This window comes from Paenibacillus sp. WC2504, assembly GCF_052682475.1.
The window spans coordinates 7,826,853-7,846,760 of sequence record NZ_JBQZFH010000001.1; the positions used below are offsets into that span (position 1 = coordinate 7,826,853).

A 19,908-nucleotide genomic window follows, 5' to 3' on the forward strand; every position below is an offset into this window, starting at 1 on the left:
AACCTTTATCCACATACTTGCGCACATTATCCACATATTTCAGATGATTTACCCACAAGGATGGTTATTTTATCAACAAGTTATCCACAGGTTGTTAGTAAGAACGAAAACATGATACAATTTTTCAAAAATGAACTAGAGGTATCGTATGAAGTATGATGTCATTGTCATCGGCGGAGGTTCGGCTGGCCTCATGGCTAGTATTGCCGCAAGCCGCCAAGGCGCCAAGGTTCTTCTCCTCGACAAAGGGGATAAGCTCGGCCGCAAGCTTGGCATCTCCGGAGGCGGCAGGTGCAACGTTACGAATAACAAAGACATGGATGAGCTTATTCAGCATATCCCGGGCAACGGGCGCTTCCTATACAGTGCTTTGACGCAGTTCGGCAACAAGCACATTATCGAATTTTTTGAAAATCTCGGGATCCGTCTGAAAGAAGAGGATAACGGGCGTATGTTTCCCGTCAGCGACAAGGCCAAAACCGTCGTAGACGCGTTGATCGGCCAAGTTCGCAAGCAGGGTGTGGAGATCCGGACGAACAGTCCGGTCAAAAGGGTCCTGTTCCAGGACGGCAGCGTCCAAGGCGTCCAGCTCCACTCCGGCGAGAAGATGGACAGCCGCGCTGTCATCATCGCCTCAGGCGGATGCTCCGTTCCGCATACCGGCTCCACGGGAGACGGATATGCGTGGGCTGAAGCTGGCGGGCATACGATCACGCAGCTTTTTCCGACCGAGGTCCCGCTGACCTCGAAGGAAGCTTGGATCCGCAGCCGTGAGCTGCAGGGGCTTTCTTTGCGCGACGTGACACTTTCCGTGTGGAACGCCAAAGGGAAGGCTGTCATCTCCCACCGCGGGGACATGTTGTTTACGCACTTCGGGCTGTCCGGCCCCATCGCCCTGCGCTGCAGTCAGTTCGTCGTCAAGGAACTAGCCAAAGCCGAGCGGAAGGAAGTTCTTCTTACCGTGGATCTCTTCCCTGACCTGAGCATGGATGAGCTGTACAAAGAAAGCATGGCGCTCACGAAGGTTGAGGCCAAGAAAGCAATTAAGAACGTGCTGAAGCCTCTCCTGTCCGAGCGTCTGATTCCTATGCTGCTGGAGCGATCCGGTCTGGACGAGCAGCTTACGCACGATAACATTCCGAAGCAGAAGTGGCTCGACATGTGCAAGCTTATGAAGGCTTTCCCCGTGCGCATTCACGGGACGCTTTCCATTGAAGAAGCCTTCGTTACGGGCGGAGGCGTGCATCTCAAAGAAGTCGACCCCAGCACGATGGCGTCGAAGTTGGTGAATGGACTTTACTTCTGTGGAGAAGTCCTGGATATTCACGGCTATACAGGCGGTTATAATATCACCGCTGCTTTCTCTACCGGCTATATGGCCGGCCAAAGCGCGGCGCAGCAGTAGATTGTTCCCTACTCCAACTAAAAAGGACCTACATCCAACGGATGCAGGTCCTTCTTCATTTTACAAGAGATTAAGCTGTTACCGCTTCAAGGTCATCTTCCTCGTCACGATCAAATGCCGCGCGGTCGAATTCGCCTTCGGACTCAGCTACAAGCAAAGCTGTAACGGTTGTACCCGTTGCGTTAACGGCTGTACGACCCATGTCGATCAGCGCTTCAACGCCAAGCACAAGACCCATACCTTCAAGAGGCAAACCAAGAGCTGTCAATACAACGGTCGTCGAAATCGCAGCAGGTCCCGGAACACCGGCAACACCAATGGAGGAAATTACGCTTACTAGGATAAGGATAAAGTAGTCAGATCCACTAAGTGGGAGATTGTAAACTTTCGCTACGAAAATCGCTACAACCGCCGGCCACACACCGCCGCAACCATTGAAGTTCATTGTAGCGCCGAGTGGTGCTACGAAGCTGGCAATACGCGGTGAAATACGTAGACGCTTCGTGATAACTTCCAGGTTCACCGGCAGCGTTGCATAACTGCTTCGTGTTGTGAATGCGACAGCAATCGTCGGATACGCTTTTTTGAAAAACTTAATAGGGTTAACTTTCGCTACCAGAAGAACTAAACCACCGAAAATCAAGACGAAGTGAATGATAAGTGCTACGTAAGAAGTTAAGATAATTTTGGCAAGCGGAGCAAGGGTTTCAATCCCATATTTCGCCGCCATACCTGCGATCAATGCATATACACCATATGGTGTCAGACGAATAACATACTTAACAACTTGGTGAATCACAGCAGTTGCGGATGTAATAAACGATTTAACAGCTGCTACGCTCTCAGGCTTCTTGGAACCAACGTGAACAATAGCCACAGCCACGAAGATCGCGAAGATCAGAACGGGTACAACTTTCCCTGTTGCCATATCGTTAATCGGGTTGGACGGCACCAGATCCAGAATAACTTGGGAGAACGTCGGAATTTCTTTAGCTTTAAAATCTTTCGGTACAGCCTGTGCAATCCCGTTACCTGGATCGAACGCCAGGGCAATGACCAAACCAATCACCGATGCGATCCCTGTTGTCAGCAAGAACCAGCCGATTGTTTTCAGACCGAGTTTACGAAGCTGACCTAGACTGGATAGAGAGGAAATACTGTTAATAACTAAGATAAGGACCAGAGGCATAACAAGCATTTTAATCAGGTTAACATAAATCGTTCCGATCGTGCTTACGCTTTTGTACTCCAAATGCAATTGGTTAAACGCTATCCCGGCTACGAGACCAAGACCTAACCCGATGAAAACGCGGTTCCCGAAGCTTACTCTTTTTCTCCCCAAGAAAACGAGCAAACCAATAATTAATATTGATACGACTAAGCTGACCCAGTTCGATGTAAATGCGGTGACCAGGTTATTTTTCACTAGAATCATCTCCTTAATTCCTACGTTCTTACTTGGTTTAATGGAATTAGAATATGACATTAGAAGTTACATGTCAATGGTTAATTTAAAATAATGCAAAAAAAACCGAATTTTATGCTCGTAAATCCGAGATAAAATGCGGTTTTTTCTCACAATTTTTATGTAATTACGAACGAAATTTACAAAGTATGCCTTAAATGAGGCTAATCCAATCGGAAGCCTATTATAGCTGAATTGCAATGCTGCATAGAAATGAGGGGATGCCCCTCCGGTCATCCTTGACCAAATGGGACAGCCCCCACCTTGACTCATGAACCTGTGCGAACAGACTAACTCACCTCAGATCCGTATGCCGGCGCTGAAGTGATTGTAGTCGTCAGAGGACGGATCAAATGCCGCTTCTTCCTCGCTCGGCACGGCGTCGGCATCACGCGTTGAGGCGTAATTATCCGGCCAATCCTCATTCACGGTGTGAGCCGGGATGCGGATGGAGCCCTCCAGATCATACGCCATAGCGTAGGTATCAGGCTCGGACTGCGTGGGCTGCCGTTCCACTAGACGCCCGCCGTGTGCCTGCGCGATCTCAAGCGCTGAGGTCATTTCCTGGTCGTCGAGATGGATGTGCAGCGTCGTCCTCTCCCCTTCCAGCAGCTCCGGCTTGTAGCCGAGCTCCTCCAATGTATCAAGCGCAAGCAGTGCATCCCGCTCCTTATCAAAGCCAAAAAAGATAGGAACAAAGTTCTTCATCGCATAGCATCCTTTCTTCCTCCAAATGAAAAGTCTGCCATTAGCTTCTGCAACTTGTTCCCTGCCTATTCTACATCGTAGCTTCCTGCACGATTTTGAGCAGCTCCGCATGGTATTCGGGCACCGCAGCAACGATATAAGCCGGCTTTCCGCTCTCGTCACCAGTTTCACCAAGCAGAGCAAGTGGATTGCCTTCAAAATCCGTCACCTTCACGCCTGCCTCCTGCGCCAGCAGCAAACCCGCGTACAAATCCTCCCCTTCGGAGTTGTACAGGACAATACCGTGCAGGTCGCCTCTGGCCAGCAGCGCCCATGTCAAAGACGGCGCCCACATGCGCAGTACCCTTTTCATTGAATGCTCCAGATGATACCGGAGCCTTAGCGCCCCTTGATCATTTTTGCCAACGGCATGGCCCTGAATCCATGAGATGGTGGATTTTACAAGCGTTCCGCTGGGCTTTGCCGCAAGCTTCCTGCCATCCTGCCAAGCGCCTTCCCCCTGCAGGGCGGCATAATTAAGCCCGAGTGCCGAATCGTGGATCACGCCAAGTACAATCCGCCCCTGATAGCTTAAAGAGATGGAGACTCCGTAAAGCGGTATCCCGAGAGCGAAATTATTCGTTCCATCCAGCGGGTCAACGTGCCAAACCCATTCACTTGCCGCACCGCCTTCACCGGCTTCTTCACTATAGATACGATGAGTTGGGAACACCGCCATAATCTCATCAACAATGAGGCGATCCGCTTTCACATCGACCTCGGTCACCAAGTCGCCACGCTCATCCTTGTGCTGAATATTCAACTTACTGCCGAAGTGCTCTCTTGCCAACTCTCCCGCCTTGGATGCTGCTTTCACAGCAACTTCTCTGGCTACAATCCATTCCTTACCATCCATATCCCTTAGCCCCTTTGTAGAAACATTCTTCTATAGATGTAACCATTTTACTATATGTTCCCTACGAAGTTGCCATGTGTGAAGCCCCTTGCATTGACAAGCAGCCTCTTCATAAGTGATAATATAGCAAAATCTTAAGCGATATGAGCAGTCGAAAGGGGCATTACGAGCATGGTAAAGCATCATCAACACAAGATTTTGGATTGTACGATTCGGGACGGCGGTTTGGTGAACGACTGGGATTTTAGCGTGGAGTTTGTCCAAGACATGTATCGCGGTTTAAGTGCAGCCGGCGTAGAGTATATGGAGATCGGCTACAAAAACTCGGAGAAACTGCTGAAAGGCGGAGCATCCGGTCCATGGCGTTTTTTGAATGAGGCTTTTCTGCGTGATGTCATTACCAAAAAGACAGATACGAAGCTATCTGCGCTCGTAGATATCGGCCGTGTCGATGAGAAAGACATTTTACCCCGTGAAGACAGCTTGCTTGATTTGATCCGCGTCGCTTGTTATATCAAAGATGTGGACAAAGGTCTGGAGCTTGTTCAAAAGTTCAACGACATGGGCTATGAAACGTCCCTGAACATTATGGCGCTTTCCCACGTGATGGAAAATGAGCTGATCGAAGCATTCGAAGAAATTAACAAAAGCCCCGTTGACGTTGTCTATATCGTAGACTCCTACGGCAGCATGGCTCCTAAGGATATTGATTACCTGGTAACGAAATTCCAACGCCTGCTTCCTGAGAAAGAGCTTGGCTTGCATATGCATAACAACATGCAGCTTGCTTTTGCCAACACGATTACTGGCGCAGCCAGTGGCGTAACCTTCTTGGATTCCTCCGTATACGGTATGGGTCGCGCTGCAGGAAACTGTACGACAGAATTGTTGCTCAGCCATTTGAAAGGCGCGCGCTACGATATTCGTCCTGTCCTCGAAATCATTGAAAAACACATGATCACGATGCGTGAGAAATGGGATTGGGGCTACCTCATTCCTTACATGATCGTAGGTGCACTCGATGAGCACCCACGCACAGCCATGGCGCTGCTCAGCTCAGCAGAAAGAAATAACTTCGTCGATTTCTACGACCGTTTGACTTCCGTTGAGACCGTGCCTGCTTCTCACAAAGGCTAATTCGTTCGACCAAAGAAACCCCCTGTCAGCTTGTTCGTAAGGCATTGCCTGCGGATGAGCGACAAGGGGCTTTTTTTATGGCCGCGCAACGGAGACTTATTTGATAATTTTGGCTGAAACAACGTAATCCTCGGCATATTCCCGGTCAATAAGGAAGGTAAATTCCTCTTCCTCCCGGCGAACGCTTCCTCTTTTCCGGAACACCTCGATATATTCACTGTCTATAAGCTGCGTGCAATCCTCATCGGCATAAATCAGGCCGCCGTCCAAACGTTTGATCGCTTCAACCATCGCTTCACGCGATTTTAACCCACCCTCAATTCGTACATACACTCTTCCTGTCGCATCTTGGTCCTGCAGTAAAATGACTACTTTCTGTACCGTCTTGGCACGTACTTTCTTTTCCGGTGATATGCTCATTTGTTCGGCTCCTTTATCAGCATTCTCTGTGCTAGTTTATGTCACGAAGGTTAAACGCGGACTAGGCTAATGATCACTCTATGAAAGACTGGGCAGCTTCGAAACTAGCGTTCATGTATGTAAAAGCTCCTTACCTGAGAAACTAAGACGATGAATCGATGCCGCTGTTCTGGCGGGAGCTGGGAGTGAATATTTTTCCGAATGAGCCGCATATTGCTGATCGAGGATGAAGAACGCATTGCCCGCGTGTTGAAGCTGGAGCTTGAGCATGAAGGCTATGAAGTACATACGAAGCCAGATGGGCGCGCAGGACTGGATGCCGCGCTGTCTGAAACCGAATGGGATCTTATTTTACTGGACGTCATGCTGCCGGAACTAAGCGGTCTGGAAGTATTGCGCCGTATTCGCCAAGTGAACGCTACGCTGCCTATTATTCTGCTGACCGCGAGAGATGCTGTGTCGGACAGAGTCAGCGGGCTGGATCAAGGCGCTAACGATTATGTGACGAAACCTTTTGCCACTATTGAACTGTTGGCACGCATACGCAGCTTGCTCAGACAGCGGAATCTGCAGGACCAGCCGGCAGAGCAGCCTCATTTGCTGAAAATTGATGACTTAACCATGGACTTGAAAAGCAGATCCGTAATACGAGAGGGAACTACTATTGAACTTACGCCAACAGAATTTGAACTGCTTCGCTTCCTGATTCAGCATCAAGATGAAGTCATGACGAGGGAACAGATTATTTCCGAGGTTTGGGGCTATGATTTTGTAGGGGATACGAATGTCGTTGATGTTTATATTCGTTATCTTCGGCAGAAAGTGGACAAGCCCTTTTCCTCCAAGCTTATACAAACGATCCGCGGAATCGGTTACCTGATTAAAGTAGATCCAGCGCAAGCACCCAAAGAAACAGATGAAGCGTCGGGTGGAACGGCCACCAAAGAAAAACCTTTATGAGTCTAAAGCTGAAAATTACACTGGGCGTTGCCGTCGGTCTCATGCTGATCCTTTTTATCAGCTTTACTTTTGCCTACTACATGTTCATTCGGGTGACCACCAATGGCGAGGCCGATTTGCTCAAAGAGAAGGCGAGGACACTGCTTTTAAAGGATCTGCCCAATCATCCTGAGTATTGGCAGGACAATTCCCAGATGGAAGAACTCCTCATCCCTCAGGAAATGCTGCGCTATATTGGACCGGATTCCAAGGTCATATATCAAATTTATTCTGATGAGACGCTAATTCGCTACCCCGTCACCTATGTGAACAAAGACACCATTACGGTAGAAACGGCTCCAGACGGTATCTATGTTTTTGTAAAAATGCCCGTTTTTAAAGAGGGCCATCAGCTTGCAACGCTTGAAATTGGCCGCAGCCTGAGGAGATTGGGGCAATATGCGGACATGCTCATCTCGGTACTCCTCTTGACCTCAACGGGAACGCTGATTCTCGCTCTGATCGGGGGATATTTCTATACGAACGTCCTTTTCCGCCCGCTTCAGGACTTCGTCTGCACGATGCAGAACATCGAACAGAGCGGCTCCTTCCGGCACATCAACCTGCCAGCGAAGGATACCAACGATGAACTCGTGATACTTGGCGCGACCTTCAACCGGATGATCGACAGGCTGCAGGATATGTTTCAAAAGCAGGAACAATTCCTTGCCGATGCTTCCCACGAACTGCGCACCCCCCTGACCATCATTGAGAGCTATGCGAGCTTGCTAAGAAGATGGGCTTTCCATGATGAAAAGCTGCGGGAGGAAGCGCTCGAAGCGATTATTTCCGAATCCGCTCAGTTGAAGCAGCTAACTCAGAACCTGCTTTCTCTCACGGATGTCGTCCGGGAAAACTGTGAGCAGGACGTCGACTTCGATCTGCTTCCTCTCGCCCATCAAACCGCGGCTTCCCTTCGCATGACATCCGGGAGAGAAATTGACGTGGAGCTGGCTTCGGAACAACAAGAACTTCTTATGAGCGGTGACTCCTATAAAATAAAGCAGCTGCTTATTATCTTGCTAGATAATGCGCTGAAATACAGCCAGCAGAAGATCGTTATGCACATCGAACTCACCAATGATCATTGGGTCATCCTTAAAGTCATCGATCAAGGAATTGGCATCCCTGAAGACGATATCCCCCATCTCTTCGACAGGTTCTATCGCAGTGATAAAGCAAGGAATCGCAAACAGGGCGGTGTGGGTCTGGGACTGGCCATAGCTCTGCATATCGTGCAGAAGCATAAAGGCACGATCGAGATTCAAAGCCATTTGGGAGAAGGGACTACAGTGATTGTCAAACTACCGACAACATGTCAATAAAAACATTTTCATAGGATTTTCATCATTCTCTCAGAAAGCGTAGGAAAACCAACCATAGTATGGCGAAAGGGCTTTCAAGGTAAATAATAGGTTGAATTTCATCTGGTATACTTGGGACATGTCAAACGTAACCGACATAACGTCACTCAATAGATGAGTCTGGTGAAGCAATTTCAAACAACTCAATTCTAGGAGGCTACCACGATGAATTTACAAACCAACTGGTACAAGAAGTTAGTTGTCACGGCGTTGACCGTTTCCATAGGACTCTCTGCAGGGATGATATCTGCACCTCATCAAGCTGATGCTGCCACAGCTTCAACGACTGAAGCCTCGATTACGGCAACTTCCCGTGGGAATAGTGTCATTAGTATCGGTAAAAAATACTTGGGAACACCTTACCTATTCGGTTCAAGATCAGGTCAAACGAACACGTTCGACTGTTCTTCCTTCACGCAATATGTATTCAGTCGCGTAGGCGTCAATCTGCCGCGTACATCTAAGAATCAGGCCCATGTGGGCAGCTATGTGTCCAGAAGCAATCTTCGCACAGGTGATCTTGTGTTTTTCTCAAATCCGGGCAAGCCGGGCGTCATTAACCACGTTGCCATCTACATGGGGAATGGCAACCTCCTGCAAACTTACGGGGCTGGCGGCGTACGCATTACGAACATGCATAGCGGGACTTGGTCATCCCGTTACATGACCGCCCGCCGCGTATTGTAAGGATGCGCACTAGGCTCAAATAGCGCCGTAGTTCCTCAGCGCATACGCATCTACAAAAAACCGTTCTTTCGTAAAATGGCGGGTCCCTGCGGCCTCCAGAATACGATAGGAACGGTTTTTTGTATGTTCGGCTTCGCTGCTGCTAATAACGAATGTAGGCTTCCGTATAAGTCTCTTTTAATCCTCTTTTACGCACCTTTATCTGGAGTAAACGCTGCTTGTAACTGACTCTCGCCGATCTGGGAAGCACAAGCGTCGGAAATTTAATAATTCGGCCCTTCCCGCTGGTGAATCCGGTGAGCTTCATCTGATTCGATTTTACAAACACTCGAAGTGCCCTTGGATCTTCGCCTTTGGCGATTTTCACTTTGACAATGACATGTTCATGCGTTTCAAAGATTTCGGCGCCGGTCGCTCCTTGCGTAGAAATGCTTGCGTCCATGCCCGGCATAGCTTTTTTCAGCATGTCCTGTACATATCCCTCAACCCACGTCATATTATCTAGAAAGGTCTGCCCTTTTTCAGCGAAAGGCAGCTTTTGCCCGAGAAACTTCTCTACATGATCCCATTTCAGCCAAGGATGGCGATTAAACCCGCTCAAGCCTATCACCTCGTTTTCTCTTGCAGTATATGTGCCTACGCCCTGATGTGACACCAATCTGAAAAACAGATCACCTCTAGGCGAATACCCTCATATACTAGAGGTGTGAGAAGCCTGAAGTCAGGGAGGCCGAAATATGCCATCTATTGTAGGGAACGTGAAAATCATCAGCGTTGGTTCCAGCTCAGTTGTCCACTTCGGCGATACCTTCATCATCGCACCTACCAGCTCTTCCAAAACATTCGCAGGAGCAGGCTCCTTTAATACGGGTGATTTCCCTCGTGTCTATAATGCATACAGCACTACCGTCACTAATGATTCGGATCTTATCGAAGCGAACGCCACCAGCGGAGTGATCGTCTAACGAACGCGATGTCAAACACAGCGAGGTGTTCCTTATGAACATGATCATTCACCAAACCATCATGATTCAGCAGCTAAAAGTGAACTCCGTTGCCAACTCCTCCGTTCTTCAAATCGGCACCGCAGGTTCCATTCGTTCCTTGTCAAACCTCTATAATACAGGCGGTTATGTTGAACCTACGCCAGCGCTTGGTTCGAGTGATGTAAATCCCGTTTCGCTCGTTCGATTGCCGCCGCCTACCTGATCCGCTATGAAATGACCACCATGAAAGGTTTTCTAATGAAACCGGAAGGAGGTGCCATATATGCATAATTCAATCACGTGGCAGCAATGGGCCCAGCAGCTTTCCGCCTATATTGAAATGCAGAAGCAGCGTATCGATAAACTGGAAGAAACCGTTACGAAACTGCAGTCCGACCTCGATGCTCTAAAAGTTGAGAAACGATTCCATATCGATAAAATCGAATATAATTTCGATCAACTGAAGGTTGAAAAACTGGACGGAACTTTGACCATAGGCATCAGCCCGAGCTCGCTGGATAACGTCGACGATTTCACAGTTAATGGTGCCTCAGTAGGGAAAGATGCCGGGCAAAATCAAAATCAAGATCAGAATCCGTTCGCCCAGGGACAAGGGATGGGGATGGGAACAGGGCAAGAATTCGGAATTGGACCTATGAACACCGGGAATACGAGAAAGCAGCAGGGCACGGAAGGGCAAGCCCATTCAGGAGCTTCGATGCAGCACGACGTTTCGAAAGGCATTGCGCATTATCTGCAATATGGGCTCCAATCCGATATGTTGAATCTGGAAAACAAATACCAGTACCATTTGGACGAAGATTACAAAGACCTTATCATAGACGATATTCGCAAACAATTGGATGCTCGCATTCAGCATTATGTCAATCAATACCGCGGTGTAGGATTTAAAGAACCAATGGAAGCTGTAACGACAAGTATCATTGATAAAACAAAACAGGACATTATCAGTGCAGTTGAAAGCTACATATCCAGTCTGCCAAGAAATGAGGGTTAACTATGATGAACTTGAATGTGGAAAACAAACAAATTTTCGTAGGTGATGTACGCATCGTCGGGGTTTCCAGCTCCTCGGTTTTTCTTATCGGCGATACAGAGGTCATCTCCTTGTCTTCGATGTTCGACACTCCTCCGGAAGCCGTCATCATCTCGCCATTCGTCCCGCTCCCACCTGAGGCCTAGAAGATGGCGCGCCTCTCCATTGTCGGCTATGTCTATGTGCTTGAAATTGGCGCCAGCAGTGTCATGCAGGTCGGAGATAACGTCACCACCGCGCTGGATACCAACGTCTTCGCTGTGCAGCGCGAAGTACCGATCTATTACGGGAATGAAGGGAGCTTTAAGGCCTATCCCTTCTATCAACGTCCAATTCCCACACCTCAGCCACCCGAGCCATTTACAATGTGTGTGGATAACTTAGGCTCCTATATCCGGGTGCGGGGCATCAAAATTCTAGGCGTTGGCTCAACCTCTGTGCTCCAGATCGGCAGCAACCGCGTAATCGGAAGCGAAGCCCGAATCAAAAACATCCGTCAGTTCGTTACCGACAAGCCCGGTCCTCATGGGCAGCAAACCTTTATCAAGATAGGCACCGAGGATGTTATCGGCGATGTTCTGCCTGCTATCAAGCCGCCGCCTGGCTTGTAGGTTCCATAAACCAAAGAACCGCCCCCACCCTCATCGGTGGAAGCGGTTCTTTGGTGTGGCTCACTTCGTGAGCAGCGGCTGCGCGCGGTTTAGCAGCGCAGCCATCTCAGCGCGCGTCAAGGACGCGCCGGGGTGGAACGTGCCGTTCGCGTAGCCGTCGACAAGGCCGCTGCTGCTCATCGCAGCAATGGCCTCCGCCGACCAGCTGCCTGCCGGCACGTCAGAGAAGCTCTTCGCAGCGGCTGAGCCACCCTGCGAAGTCAAGTGCAAAGCGCGGGAGAGCAGCATGCTCATCTCCTCCCGCGTCATGATCTGATCCGGCGCGAAGCGCTCGTCGCTGATCCCTTGGATCAGCCCGCTGCTCTTCGCGATCCGGATATTCTGCGAGGCCCAGTGGCTCGCAGGCACATCCGTGAACGAGGCGCTGCCGGCAGCCTCGCCTTGCAAGCCGAGCGCGCGCACGATGATCGTCGCGGCTTCGGCTCTGGTGAGCGCCGCGTCCGGCGCGAACCGGTCTGCGGCGGTGCCTAGCATCCAGCCGTTGTTCGCCGCGGCGAGGATGTCTTCTTTGGCCCAGTGCTGCTGCACATCTGTGAAATAGAAGCCATCCGCCCACAAGCCATAATAATCCCAGGTATCTGCTGTTTCCTGGTTCAAACTCCAGCTCCCGGTACCTTTCAAGTTGTACTTGCTGACCAACTTCAACTTTTCCTTCAGCGACTGTTCATTCTCAAACCAAACCGTGTAATCGCCAGGAACCAGGCTATTGCCGTTGATACTGAACGATTCATCCGTTGGGAGAATTGTAAAAGAGGCAACAGGAGACTGGCTAGCGGTATCATAACGAACGGTTCCCCCGTATGTTTGAATAAGCTTGCTAAGGGTTTGAGAGGACACACCAGCTCCGTTATCGGCTGCATTTTGATTCCAGTACCTACCATAAAACGGGATCCCCAAGACAACCTTATCCGCAGGCGCCTGCGAAATCGCATATTGAATCGACTTCTCTACAAAGGGCAAACTAGCCACAGGTCCTGGCGTCGTATCGCCGGGATAGCTTTCATCATAAGCCATGACCATCAAGTAATCACTTACGGCGGCTAATGCTTTATAGTCATACAGACCTGTCCAACCCTGCGTTGTGCCCGTTGGATTGGCGGCCACCGCTACGGAGACTTCCTTGTCGCTGCCTAATTTATTACGAATGATTTTCACCAAATCCGTGTATTTATCCCGGTAAGCGGCATCCACATTTTCGATATCGAACTGAATGCCATCGAGATTGTTTTCTTGAATAGCCTTAACCATTTGATCCGCTAGCGCTTCACGATTATCGATCGCCTTTTCTCCAAGTGACCGGTCAAAATCATTGCTAAGAAAAGGTACAACCCGTTTTCCCCTCTGATGCATGTCTGCGATGAAAGAAGCTAGCAGTGAATCGGATAGTTCCAAGTTGCCGGTTGCGTCGATATGAAAATAGCTGGGTGCCACGACATCAAGCGTTTGTCCGCTTTTATCCACTTGCGCTGTATACGAACTCGGGCTCCCAAAATACATATAGGACATATTGAATTTCCCCTGCGCCGAACCAGCTTGGGCCAGAGCATCATGAGGTTCCGAGCTTGTTGCTATCGTCAGTATCCCCGCTGCTGCCAAAGCAACAAAGATTTTACGCCATCGCTTGTTCGTCGGCATTTACACTCATTCCCTTCTCTAGCATTCTCCGAGACTGTCATTCCTCTATCATCTTAGAAAGCGTATTAAATCGCTAGTTGTAAATATTGGTGAACGCAAAAAAACCGCTATACGGCGGGCTTTATGCCCCCTATAACGGTTAGTTGATAACTGTCTATGAATCTACTTCTCATGATAAAATTGGAAGTGATTTCTGCCCTTGCCCTTCACTTGATAGAGCGCGATATCGACTTCCTTCATCATATGCGATACTTCGGTTTTGTCAGGCGTATACATCGTAACTCCCATGCTGATTGTAGCCCTGAACAGATGGCCTTGAACCTCCCACGGTTGATCTACACAATGCAGGATTCGCTTAGCCACGCTATTCACATGTTCTTCGCAATCTACCGATGGCAGAAGGATGGCGAACTCATCGCCGCCCATCCGGGCAAACAAATCGACCTCGCGAAGGCAGTTTTGAATGCGATGGGCAAAATCCTGCAAGAAAGCATCGCCCACATCATGCCCCATCGTGTCATTGATCATTTTAAAATCATCGATATCCACATATAACAGCGCAAAAGGCCTGTTCGTTCGTTTAGCCTGCGAAAACATCTGCTGCAACTGCTCCTTGAACAGCCGCCGGTTCGGCAAACCGGTCAATGGATCATGGAAAGCCATCGCGATTAGCCGGCTCTCGTGATTCTTGCGCAGCGTAATGTCATTAAGCACGAAACAAATCTCTGTAAGATTTCCTTCTTCATTACATATCGGCATCGCGGTGCATTCAAACCAGTTAAAGCTCTCGCTGGTCCCTTTCATACGAAGCTCCAGCTTACTGCTGCTGCTTGTCTGCAAGGTTTTGATAAACATTTTATGTATATCCATCCGGTATTCGGAATCGATAAAGTCTACAATTTGTTGAAAATCCTCAGGGATAAGTCCGATCACGGGGTTAAAACTCTTGGACGCATAGGTTAAATTTCCATGTACATCGAAAATACAAAACAAATCCCAAGCCTGCTCAATGAATTGGCGTACGAAGTTATCCTTCTGCAACCATGGATGTGTGACGGGATTCAAATCAGCCGAATGACTCATTACTTTCGTCGCCCCCTTCTCTACTCATGCATAGAGACAAGGGTAGATTAGCATGGGAACATAAAGATTCCATAAAGGCCACCTAAAGTTTGCGTCAATTAAAGCCGCTTTCCGTCTATTTTCTTCCTATTTCGCCAAAGTTTTAGAGCGGCAATAGGGCATAGTACCCAATTTCTTCTGTAGACCGTACCAAATCTAGCGATCTGTCAATAAAAGGATAGAAATTTTTAGGAGAATCGTTCTATAATGAAGGTAATATTTGTGAGCGGGATTTCCGCTTTCATCATGAGCCGTTTTGTTACTGAGGAGGATTTCTAGTATGGCAGGAGAAACAATTTTAGTCGTGGATGATGAACAAGAAATTGTCCAACTGATCCAACTCTATCTAGCGAGAGAAGGATACAAAGTCATCAGTGCCAACAATGGACAAGATGTTTTTGAAATCGTCAAAGAACACAAGCCCGATCTTATTGTTCTGGACATACTGCTGCCAGGACTTGATGGCATAGAAGTTTGCCGACAGCTCCGCAAAACCAGCAATACGCCAATTCTGTTCATCTCCTGTAAAAGCGAGGATATCGATATCATTCTCGGATTAAGCATGGGTGGCGACGATTATATGACGAAACCTTTCAGCCCTAGTCAGCTTGTTGCAAGGGTGAAGGCCCTTCTGCGCCGGAATTCGATCCGCGAACAACATCAGGATGATCCGCAGCTGGTGAAGTTTCCAGGGCTTGAGATTGATCTGGTCAGCCACATCGTTCGCGTGAATGGGCAGACCATTTCGCTGTCCGCCAAAGAATTTGATTTACTTTCCCTTATGGCCAAAACCCCTAATCGTGTTTACAAAATCGAACACTTATTTGAGCTTATCTGGAGCCTGGATAGTATGGGCGACCCGCGAACACTCATTGTACATATCAGCAATCTCCGCAAGAAAATTGAAGTGAATCCGGCTGAACCTCGGTACATTATCACGGTGCGCGGCGTCGGCTATAAATTTAACGGTTCTGCGGTCTAGAACAATCGCTCCCACCAAGCGGAGATATGATGCTGCAGTGGCACAGCTGCTGCCGCTATAACTAATGCCGGAAGCATATTGGCGACATTGATTTTCCTAATTTGAAGAATATTGATGCCTACGCCAATCACCAGAATACCGCCAACGGCTGTAATTTGAATGATCATCGCGTCCAGCGAAGCTTGGCTGAATGCCATGGCGATCAAAGTTGCAGCCAGTGCAATCGTTCCCTGCATGATGAAAACGGACACGGCTGAGAAGATTACGCCTACACCTAAAGTTGAAGCGAAAATAATGGATAAGAACCCATCCAGCAGCGATTTCGTGTACAAAATATCATGATTATGCCGCAGACCGCTGTCCAGCGGACCAAGAATCGCCATAGCTCCAATGCAGTAAATCAGCGTACAAGTCACGAAGCCCTCCGAGACGCTGCCTTGATGCTGCGAGGAGCTTTTGCGCATTTGGGCTTGCAGCCAGTCACCAAGCTGACCTAACCGGTATTCGATGCGAAGCAGCTCTCCGATAATGCCTCCGATGACGACGCTCAAAATAACAAGCACGATTTGACTCGATTTCAGAGCCATCGTAATCCCCAACACAGTAATTGCGAGCCCCAAGCCTTGCATGACTGTGCTTTTTATGCCTTCCGAGATGCGCGGTAGAAGCAGCCCCAATAATCCCCCAATAATGATAGCAGCAGCATTCACGATCGTTCCCCATAATGCCATTATGTTCATTTCCTTTCTGCCTGACCAAAGTATGTATTCCGTATATGACAACCTTATCATTCTACATGATTCTATTCATAATTTCCTCCACGCTTGGAAATGGTATGGATAAGCAACAGGAAAGGAGGAATACGGCATGGCGAAAGACAAATCAATGGAACCGATGACAGGCGATATTGTAGAGACAGACGGAATTTATGCCAATGAGGCAGGGCAAGAGGTTACCCTCAAACGCGGTGATGAATTTCCTGCGGACCTCGTGCTGGGCAGAACGACATGGGAGTTGCAGGGCTTCGCGGAAGAAGCCGAGATTGATCACGATCAAACGGAGCTTAATCCTATGCGCAAGCGCGCTGATAACCGAACTTAATCTTAGAACCGGGCTGCCAGGATGCAGCTCGGTTTTTTGCCTCAATATGGTATACTAAGGGGATGATAATAAGCGCTGGGGGAACAAGCATGAACGGGAAACGAATAATTATAGTAACTGGCGGTACGCTTGGGGATTGGGCGCTGGGTGTCATTCAAGAGAATGATGTCTTGGTTGGCTCTGACCGCGGGGCCTTGTATTTGATTCAGCACGGCTATAAACCTCATATTTCACTAGGGGATTTCGATTCGGTAACGGCTGAAGAGTTAAGCCTTATTCGTTCTTCAAGCGTTTCGTTTATCGAATGCGATCCTATCCATAAAGATTTGACCGATACAGAGATGGCCTTTAATTGGGCACTTGCCGAGCAGCCTGAGCAGATCATCCTGCTGGGTGCCTTAGGCACTCGCTTCGATCATTCGTTAGCCAATGTGCATCTGCTGCGCAAAGGAACTGAGCTGGGCATTGCCTGCTCCATTATCGATGCCAATAACCAAATCATCGTTATGAATCAAACCACTCGCATCGAACGTGGGCGCTATTCCCATATCTCTTTACTTCCGCTTAGCCTTGAAGTTACAGGTATTACACTTCACGGATTTGCGTATCCGTTACATCAAGCGGCGTTAGAGATCGGCCAATCCCTCGGGATCAGCAACATCCTTAACGAACCGGAAGGACTCATCGAGCTGCAGACGGGTCTCCTCTTGGTTATTCAAAGCAAAGATTAACTACAAAGCTCCATATTTCCAGTAATCTCTTCTACGGATTAGGTATAATTCTTCCAACCATTGCTTACAAATAGAGTAATAGACTATTCCTCTAGAAATGGTTGGTGTGCCTATGAGCTTTCGAAGAAAGGGAATCCTGTCGTTTTCGTTAGTTATCGGGATTATCACGATAGTGCTGCTGCTCTTAGTTAGCTGCCTTCCCTCTGCGGACTATGGAACTGAGGAGGAGGCTGACGCAGCGGCTCCTTACATAATTACGGCTTCCGATGAGCATCAGGAGCTTTCCGCTCTACAAGTGGACAAGCCCCTGGCAGAAGCAGAAGTAGAATCCGTTACAGTGCCTGTTGTTGTGCCTAGCGTTGTGCCTGAAGCTGTGTCCAATGCGGTACCTGGCGCTGAACCAGAGCAAGATTCCAACGAAGGGACCACCCTGTTTCTTCCACTCTCCGAGGACAAGAATCCGGTTCCCCCCTCCGTTACCACGAATACGTATGTCCCTGTCGTTCCGCAAAAGAACACGGGCAAGACTTCGTCCAAAGTCAGTATCCCTGTGCTCAACTACCACAGTGTAGCCATAGATCCAGGGAATATTGTCGTCATTTCTCCGGATAAGCTGGAAGAACAAATGGCGTACTTGCACGATCACGGGTACACACCGCTCTCACTCGAAGCATTTATACGTCTCCTGGAAGGAGACACATCCGAGAAAGCCCCGGAGAAGCCGATACTGCTGACATTCGATGACGGCTATATCGATAATTATGAACAGGCGATGCCGATTCTCGCGAAATACGGGTTTCCTGCCACACTTTTTGTCTCCCCTGGCATGACGGAGCAGGACGGCTATCTCAATTGGGAGCAAATTAAGAAGATGCAGGCAGGAGGTTGGGACATTCAGCCGCATGGCATGTCACATCCTCACCTTCCCAAGCTGACGGCGGATGAACAAGCGTACGAAATCGTGGAAGCCCGAAAGCTGATTGAGGAGCATCTGGGAACCAAAGCCGATATCTTTTGTTACCCGTATGGCGAACGCAACAAAACGACGCTTAAGCTGCTTAAGCAGCACGGATTTCGATATGCTTTTACCATCGATCAAGGATTTGCAACAAACGAGCAGTCCCCTTTCCTGCTGAAACGGCTTTTTGTTAATGGCGAGGAAGATTTACAAGCCTTCGAGTCCAAGCTCCTTATGCGCAAATGAGGGGCTTTCTTTCTGAAATATGGTTCATAATATCTACTTTCATAGTATAATATGCCTATTAATGAAGAGGAGCCTCTCCATGTCACAACCAAATAAACGCTCCAGTTTCAGGCTGCATCTCCAAATACCTTTAACCGCCCTATTCAAGATTATAGGGATCAAAAATAAAGCTGCCGACACGAAGCATTCCAAAATCATGATAAGGGACATCAGCGCAGGGGGCATTCGTATGCACACGCCCTTGAATCTCCCTACCGAGATGAGCCTGCTATTGGAATTTACGTTTCATCTTTTTCATCAAGAAATGAAAATACTAGGCATCATTAAACGAAAAACGATGCTGAAGCCCTCCCTCTATGAATACGGGATTGAATTCAGCATCGCAGACAAAGCGATCGAACAGCAGTTGACTAGCCACCTGATTATGTTGGGTTCTCGTTTGAGGCACACCAATGTCTTGGCAAGCTGCAGCTTTTGTTCCGATGAAGATATGGATGATATTTATGCTATGACTTACGACCTTACATAGCGGCAGCTAGAGCTTGCACGAACTGCTCCAAATAGCGCTGATCGAGTTCATCAAAACGGTTTAGGCTAGGGCTATCGATATCCAGCACACCAATCAACTCGTCACCGCTAAGAATGGGAACGACGATTTCCGATTGCGAAGCGGCATCGCAGGCGATATGGCCCGGGAACGCATGAACGTCCGGTACAAGCACCGTTTCCCGTAGCTGCGCGGACGTGCCGCAAACTCCTTTACCTAACGGGATCCGAACGCATGCCGGCAATCCTTGGAAAGGGCCCAGAACGAGTTCTTCCTTCTCTTGCGTCTTGTCCACCAAATAGAAACCTACCCAATTCACATCGGTCAAAAACTGTCCGAGCAGCGCCGCTGCATTGGATAAATTGGCAATTCGGTTCGGTTCATCATGTATCAATGCTTTAACCTGCTGAATCAGCAAGGTATAATTCTCTTCTCTTGTTCCTTCATAACCTGACTTCGCGAACATGTTCTATCATCCTTCTTCCCCTTAACATTCTTGCTCTCTCATCATACCAAAAAGTACACATTTCCGCCAAAAGATAAGATTTACCTGTTACTTTCCCATCTGCCCTAGCGGACAGCCGAAAAAGGGTAGATGATTTGCAATTACGCCGATTCCTCCAACTATTTCCTACCGAAAATCCACTTTTACCGCATTAACTGGACTTCCTACCACTAATTTCACCAAATCAACCAGATTTGGGTAGCTAGCGACAATTTAGCTAGAGCTTCTACCGCTGTTTCGTTTCTTGCCACTAAGCAGCGTAGATTAACGGTGGATTATCCATCTAT

At 48.5% G+C, this 19,908-nt stretch carries 24 protein-coding genes; 15 read left to right on the forward strand and 9 right to left on the reverse strand.

Going from position 1 to position 19,908, the window contains the following annotated elements; translation table 11 throughout:
* The first annotated feature begins 148 nt into the window (after positions 1-148).
* Positions 149-1,405, forward strand: coding sequence for a BaiN/RdsA family NAD(P)/FAD-dependent oxidoreductase (locus ACUN27_RS35730; protein ID WP_315954955.1), 1,257 nt, complete (start codon positions 149-151; stop codon positions 1,403-1,405).
* A gap of 70 nt (positions 1,406-1,475) precedes the next feature.
* Here the strand turns inward: ACUN27_RS35730 and ACUN27_RS35735 are convergent, their stop codons facing one another.
* From ACUN27_RS35735 to ACUN27_RS35745, 3 genes are all read right to left on the reverse strand, one after another.
* On the reverse strand, positions 1,476-2,831 hold the full coding sequence (locus ACUN27_RS35735; RefSeq protein WP_315954956.1) for a dicarboxylate/amino acid:cation symporter: 1,356 nt from the start codon (positions 2,829-2,831) through the stop codon (positions 1,476-1,478).
* Positions 2,832-3,170: 339 nt separating this feature from the next.
* On the reverse strand, positions 3,171-3,689 hold the full coding sequence (locus ACUN27_RS35740) for a hypothetical protein (RefSeq protein ID WP_315954957.1): 519 nt from the start codon (positions 3,687-3,689) through the stop codon (positions 3,171-3,173).
* Complete coding sequence (locus tag ACUN27_RS35745; RefSeq protein ID WP_445560520.1) at positions 3,649-4,473, reverse strand: inositol monophosphatase family protein; 825 nt, start codon at positions 4,471-4,473, stop codon at positions 3,649-3,651. The genes ACUN27_RS35740 and ACUN27_RS35745 overlap by 41 nt, the downstream gene beginning before the upstream one ends.
* Before the next feature lie 171 nt (positions 4,474-4,644).
* Between ACUN27_RS35745 and ACUN27_RS35750 the strand changes: the two genes are divergently transcribed.
* Positions 4,645-5,610 carry an aldolase catalytic domain-containing protein gene (locus ACUN27_RS35750; protein ID WP_326062872.1) on the forward strand — a complete coding sequence of 322 codons (966 nt, stop codon included), beginning with the start codon at positions 4,645-4,647 and terminating at the stop codon, positions 5,608-5,610.
* A gap of 96 nt (positions 5,611-5,706) precedes the next feature.
* Here the strand turns inward: ACUN27_RS35750 and ACUN27_RS35755 are convergent, their stop codons facing one another.
* Positions 5,707-6,030, reverse strand: a complete 324-nt coding sequence (locus tag ACUN27_RS35755) for a hypothetical protein (protein ID WP_326062871.1) — start codon at positions 6,028-6,030, stop codon at positions 5,707-5,709.
* 201 nt (positions 6,031-6,231) lie between these two features.
* Here ACUN27_RS35755 and ACUN27_RS35760 point away from each other — a divergent pair, with 201 nt between their 5' ends.
* The 3 genes from ACUN27_RS35760 to ACUN27_RS35770 all read left to right on the forward strand — a co-directional run bounded on the left by ACUN27_RS35760 (position 6,232) and on the right by ACUN27_RS35770 (position 9,080).
* Complete coding sequence (locus ACUN27_RS35760; RefSeq protein ID WP_445560521.1) at positions 6,232-6,990, forward strand: response regulator transcription factor; 759 nt, start codon at positions 6,232-6,234, stop codon at positions 6,988-6,990.
* Entirely contained in the window at positions 6,987-8,354 is a 1,368-nt protein-coding gene (locus tag ACUN27_RS35765; RefSeq protein ID WP_315954962.1) for a sensor histidine kinase, read from the forward strand. Before ACUN27_RS35760 ends, ACUN27_RS35765 begins: the two co-directional genes overlap by 4 nt.
* 204 nt (positions 8,355-8,558) lie before the next feature.
* Positions 8,559-9,080 carry a C40 family peptidase gene (locus ACUN27_RS35770; RefSeq protein ID WP_326062869.1) on the forward strand — a complete coding sequence of 174 codons (522 nt, stop codon included), beginning with the start codon at positions 8,559-8,561 and terminating at the stop codon, positions 9,078-9,080.
* Positions 9,081-9,222: 142 nt separating this feature from the next.
* On the opposite strand, the gene ACUN27_RS35775 is transcribed toward ACUN27_RS35770, so the two are convergent.
* Positions 9,223-9,681, reverse strand: a complete 459-nt coding sequence (locus ACUN27_RS35775; protein ID WP_315954964.1) for an Hsp20/alpha crystallin family protein — start codon at positions 9,679-9,681, stop codon at positions 9,223-9,225.
* A 136-nt stretch (positions 9,682-9,817) separates the two neighbouring features.
* On the opposite strand from ACUN27_RS35775, the gene ACUN27_RS35780 reads away from it, so the two are divergent.
* From ACUN27_RS35780 to ACUN27_RS35800, 5 genes are read left to right on the forward strand one after another with little or no spacing between them, the layout of a single operon-like run.
* Positions 9,818-10,045, forward strand: coding sequence for a spore germination protein (locus ACUN27_RS35780; protein ID WP_127457737.1), 228 nt, complete (start codon positions 9,818-9,820; stop codon positions 10,043-10,045).
* 34 nt (positions 10,046-10,079) lie between these two features.
* On the forward strand, positions 10,080-10,289 hold the full coding sequence (locus ACUN27_RS35785) for a spore germination protein GerPB (RefSeq protein ID WP_315954965.1): 210 nt from the start codon (positions 10,080-10,082) through the stop codon (positions 10,287-10,289).
* A gap of 60 nt (positions 10,290-10,349) precedes the next feature.
* Entirely contained in the window at positions 10,350-11,084 is a 735-nt protein-coding gene (gerPC, locus tag ACUN27_RS35790) for a spore germination protein GerPC (RefSeq protein WP_326062868.1), read from the forward strand.
* Between the two features lie 5 nt (positions 11,085-11,089).
* Positions 11,090-11,269 carry a spore gernimation protein GerPD gene (locus tag ACUN27_RS35795; RefSeq protein ID WP_157323778.1) on the forward strand — a complete coding sequence of 60 codons (180 nt, stop codon included), beginning with the start codon at positions 11,090-11,092 and terminating at the stop codon, positions 11,267-11,269.
* Positions 11,270-11,272: 3 nt separating this feature from the next.
* Entirely contained in the window at positions 11,273-11,734 is a 462-nt protein-coding gene (locus ACUN27_RS35800) for a spore germination protein GerPE (RefSeq protein WP_315954967.1), read from the forward strand.
* Between the two features lie 60 nt (positions 11,735-11,794).
* On the opposite strand, the gene ACUN27_RS35805 is transcribed toward ACUN27_RS35800, so the two are convergent.
* Together ACUN27_RS35805 and ACUN27_RS35810 are read right to left on the reverse strand one after the other, a co-directional pair.
* On the reverse strand, positions 11,795-13,429 hold the full coding sequence (locus tag ACUN27_RS35805; protein ID WP_326062867.1) for an S-layer homology domain-containing protein: 1,635 nt from the start codon (positions 13,427-13,429) through the stop codon (positions 11,795-11,797).
* A gap of 162 nt (positions 13,430-13,591) precedes the next feature.
* The gene (locus ACUN27_RS35810) at positions 13,592-14,512 is read right to left on the reverse strand and encodes a GGDEF domain-containing protein (protein ID WP_326062866.1); all 921 of its coding nucleotides are present in this window, start codon (positions 14,510-14,512) and stop codon (positions 13,592-13,594) included.
* A 319-nt stretch (positions 14,513-14,831) separates the two neighbouring features.
* Between ACUN27_RS35810 and ACUN27_RS35815 the strand changes: the two genes are divergently transcribed.
* A complete protein-coding gene (locus ACUN27_RS35815; RefSeq protein WP_315954970.1) occupies positions 14,832-15,533 on the forward strand; it encodes a response regulator transcription factor in 702 nt (233 codons plus the stop codon).
* Here ACUN27_RS35815 and ACUN27_RS35820 read toward each other — a convergent pair.
* The gene (locus ACUN27_RS35820) at positions 15,530-16,264 is read right to left on the reverse strand and encodes a DUF554 domain-containing protein (RefSeq protein ID WP_315954971.1); all 735 of its coding nucleotides are present in this window, start codon (positions 16,262-16,264) and stop codon (positions 15,530-15,532) included. The genes ACUN27_RS35815 and ACUN27_RS35820 overlap by 4 nt on opposite strands.
* Positions 16,265-16,400: 136 nt before the next feature.
* Between ACUN27_RS35820 and ACUN27_RS35825 the strand changes: the two genes are divergently transcribed.
* The 4 genes from ACUN27_RS35825 (at position 16,401) to ACUN27_RS35840 (ending at position 19,098) form a co-directional block, all read left to right on the forward strand.
* Positions 16,401-16,634 (forward strand): hypothetical protein, encoded by a 234-nt coding sequence (locus ACUN27_RS35825; RefSeq protein ID WP_127457745.1) that lies wholly within the window; start codon positions 16,401-16,403, stop codon positions 16,632-16,634.
* 89 nt (positions 16,635-16,723) lie between these two features.
* Entirely contained in the window at positions 16,724-17,365 is a 642-nt protein-coding gene (locus ACUN27_RS35830; protein ID WP_326062865.1) for a thiamine diphosphokinase, read from the forward strand.
* A gap of 112 nt (positions 17,366-17,477) precedes the next feature.
* Positions 17,478-18,569, forward strand: coding sequence for a polysaccharide deacetylase family protein (locus ACUN27_RS35835; RefSeq protein WP_315954973.1), 1,092 nt, complete (start codon positions 17,478-17,480; stop codon positions 18,567-18,569).
* A gap of 79 nt (positions 18,570-18,648) precedes the next feature.
* A complete protein-coding gene (locus ACUN27_RS35840) occupies positions 18,649-19,098 on the forward strand; it encodes a PilZ domain-containing protein (RefSeq protein WP_315954974.1) in 450 nt (149 codons plus the stop codon).
* Here the strand turns inward: ACUN27_RS35840 and ACUN27_RS35845 are convergent.
* The gene (locus tag ACUN27_RS35845) at positions 19,091-19,582 is read right to left on the reverse strand and encodes a GAF domain-containing protein (protein WP_315954975.1); all 492 of its coding nucleotides are present in this window, start codon (positions 19,580-19,582) and stop codon (positions 19,091-19,093) included. The genes ACUN27_RS35840 and ACUN27_RS35845 overlap by 8 nt on opposite strands.
* Between the last annotated feature and the right edge of the window lie 326 nt (positions 19,583-19,908).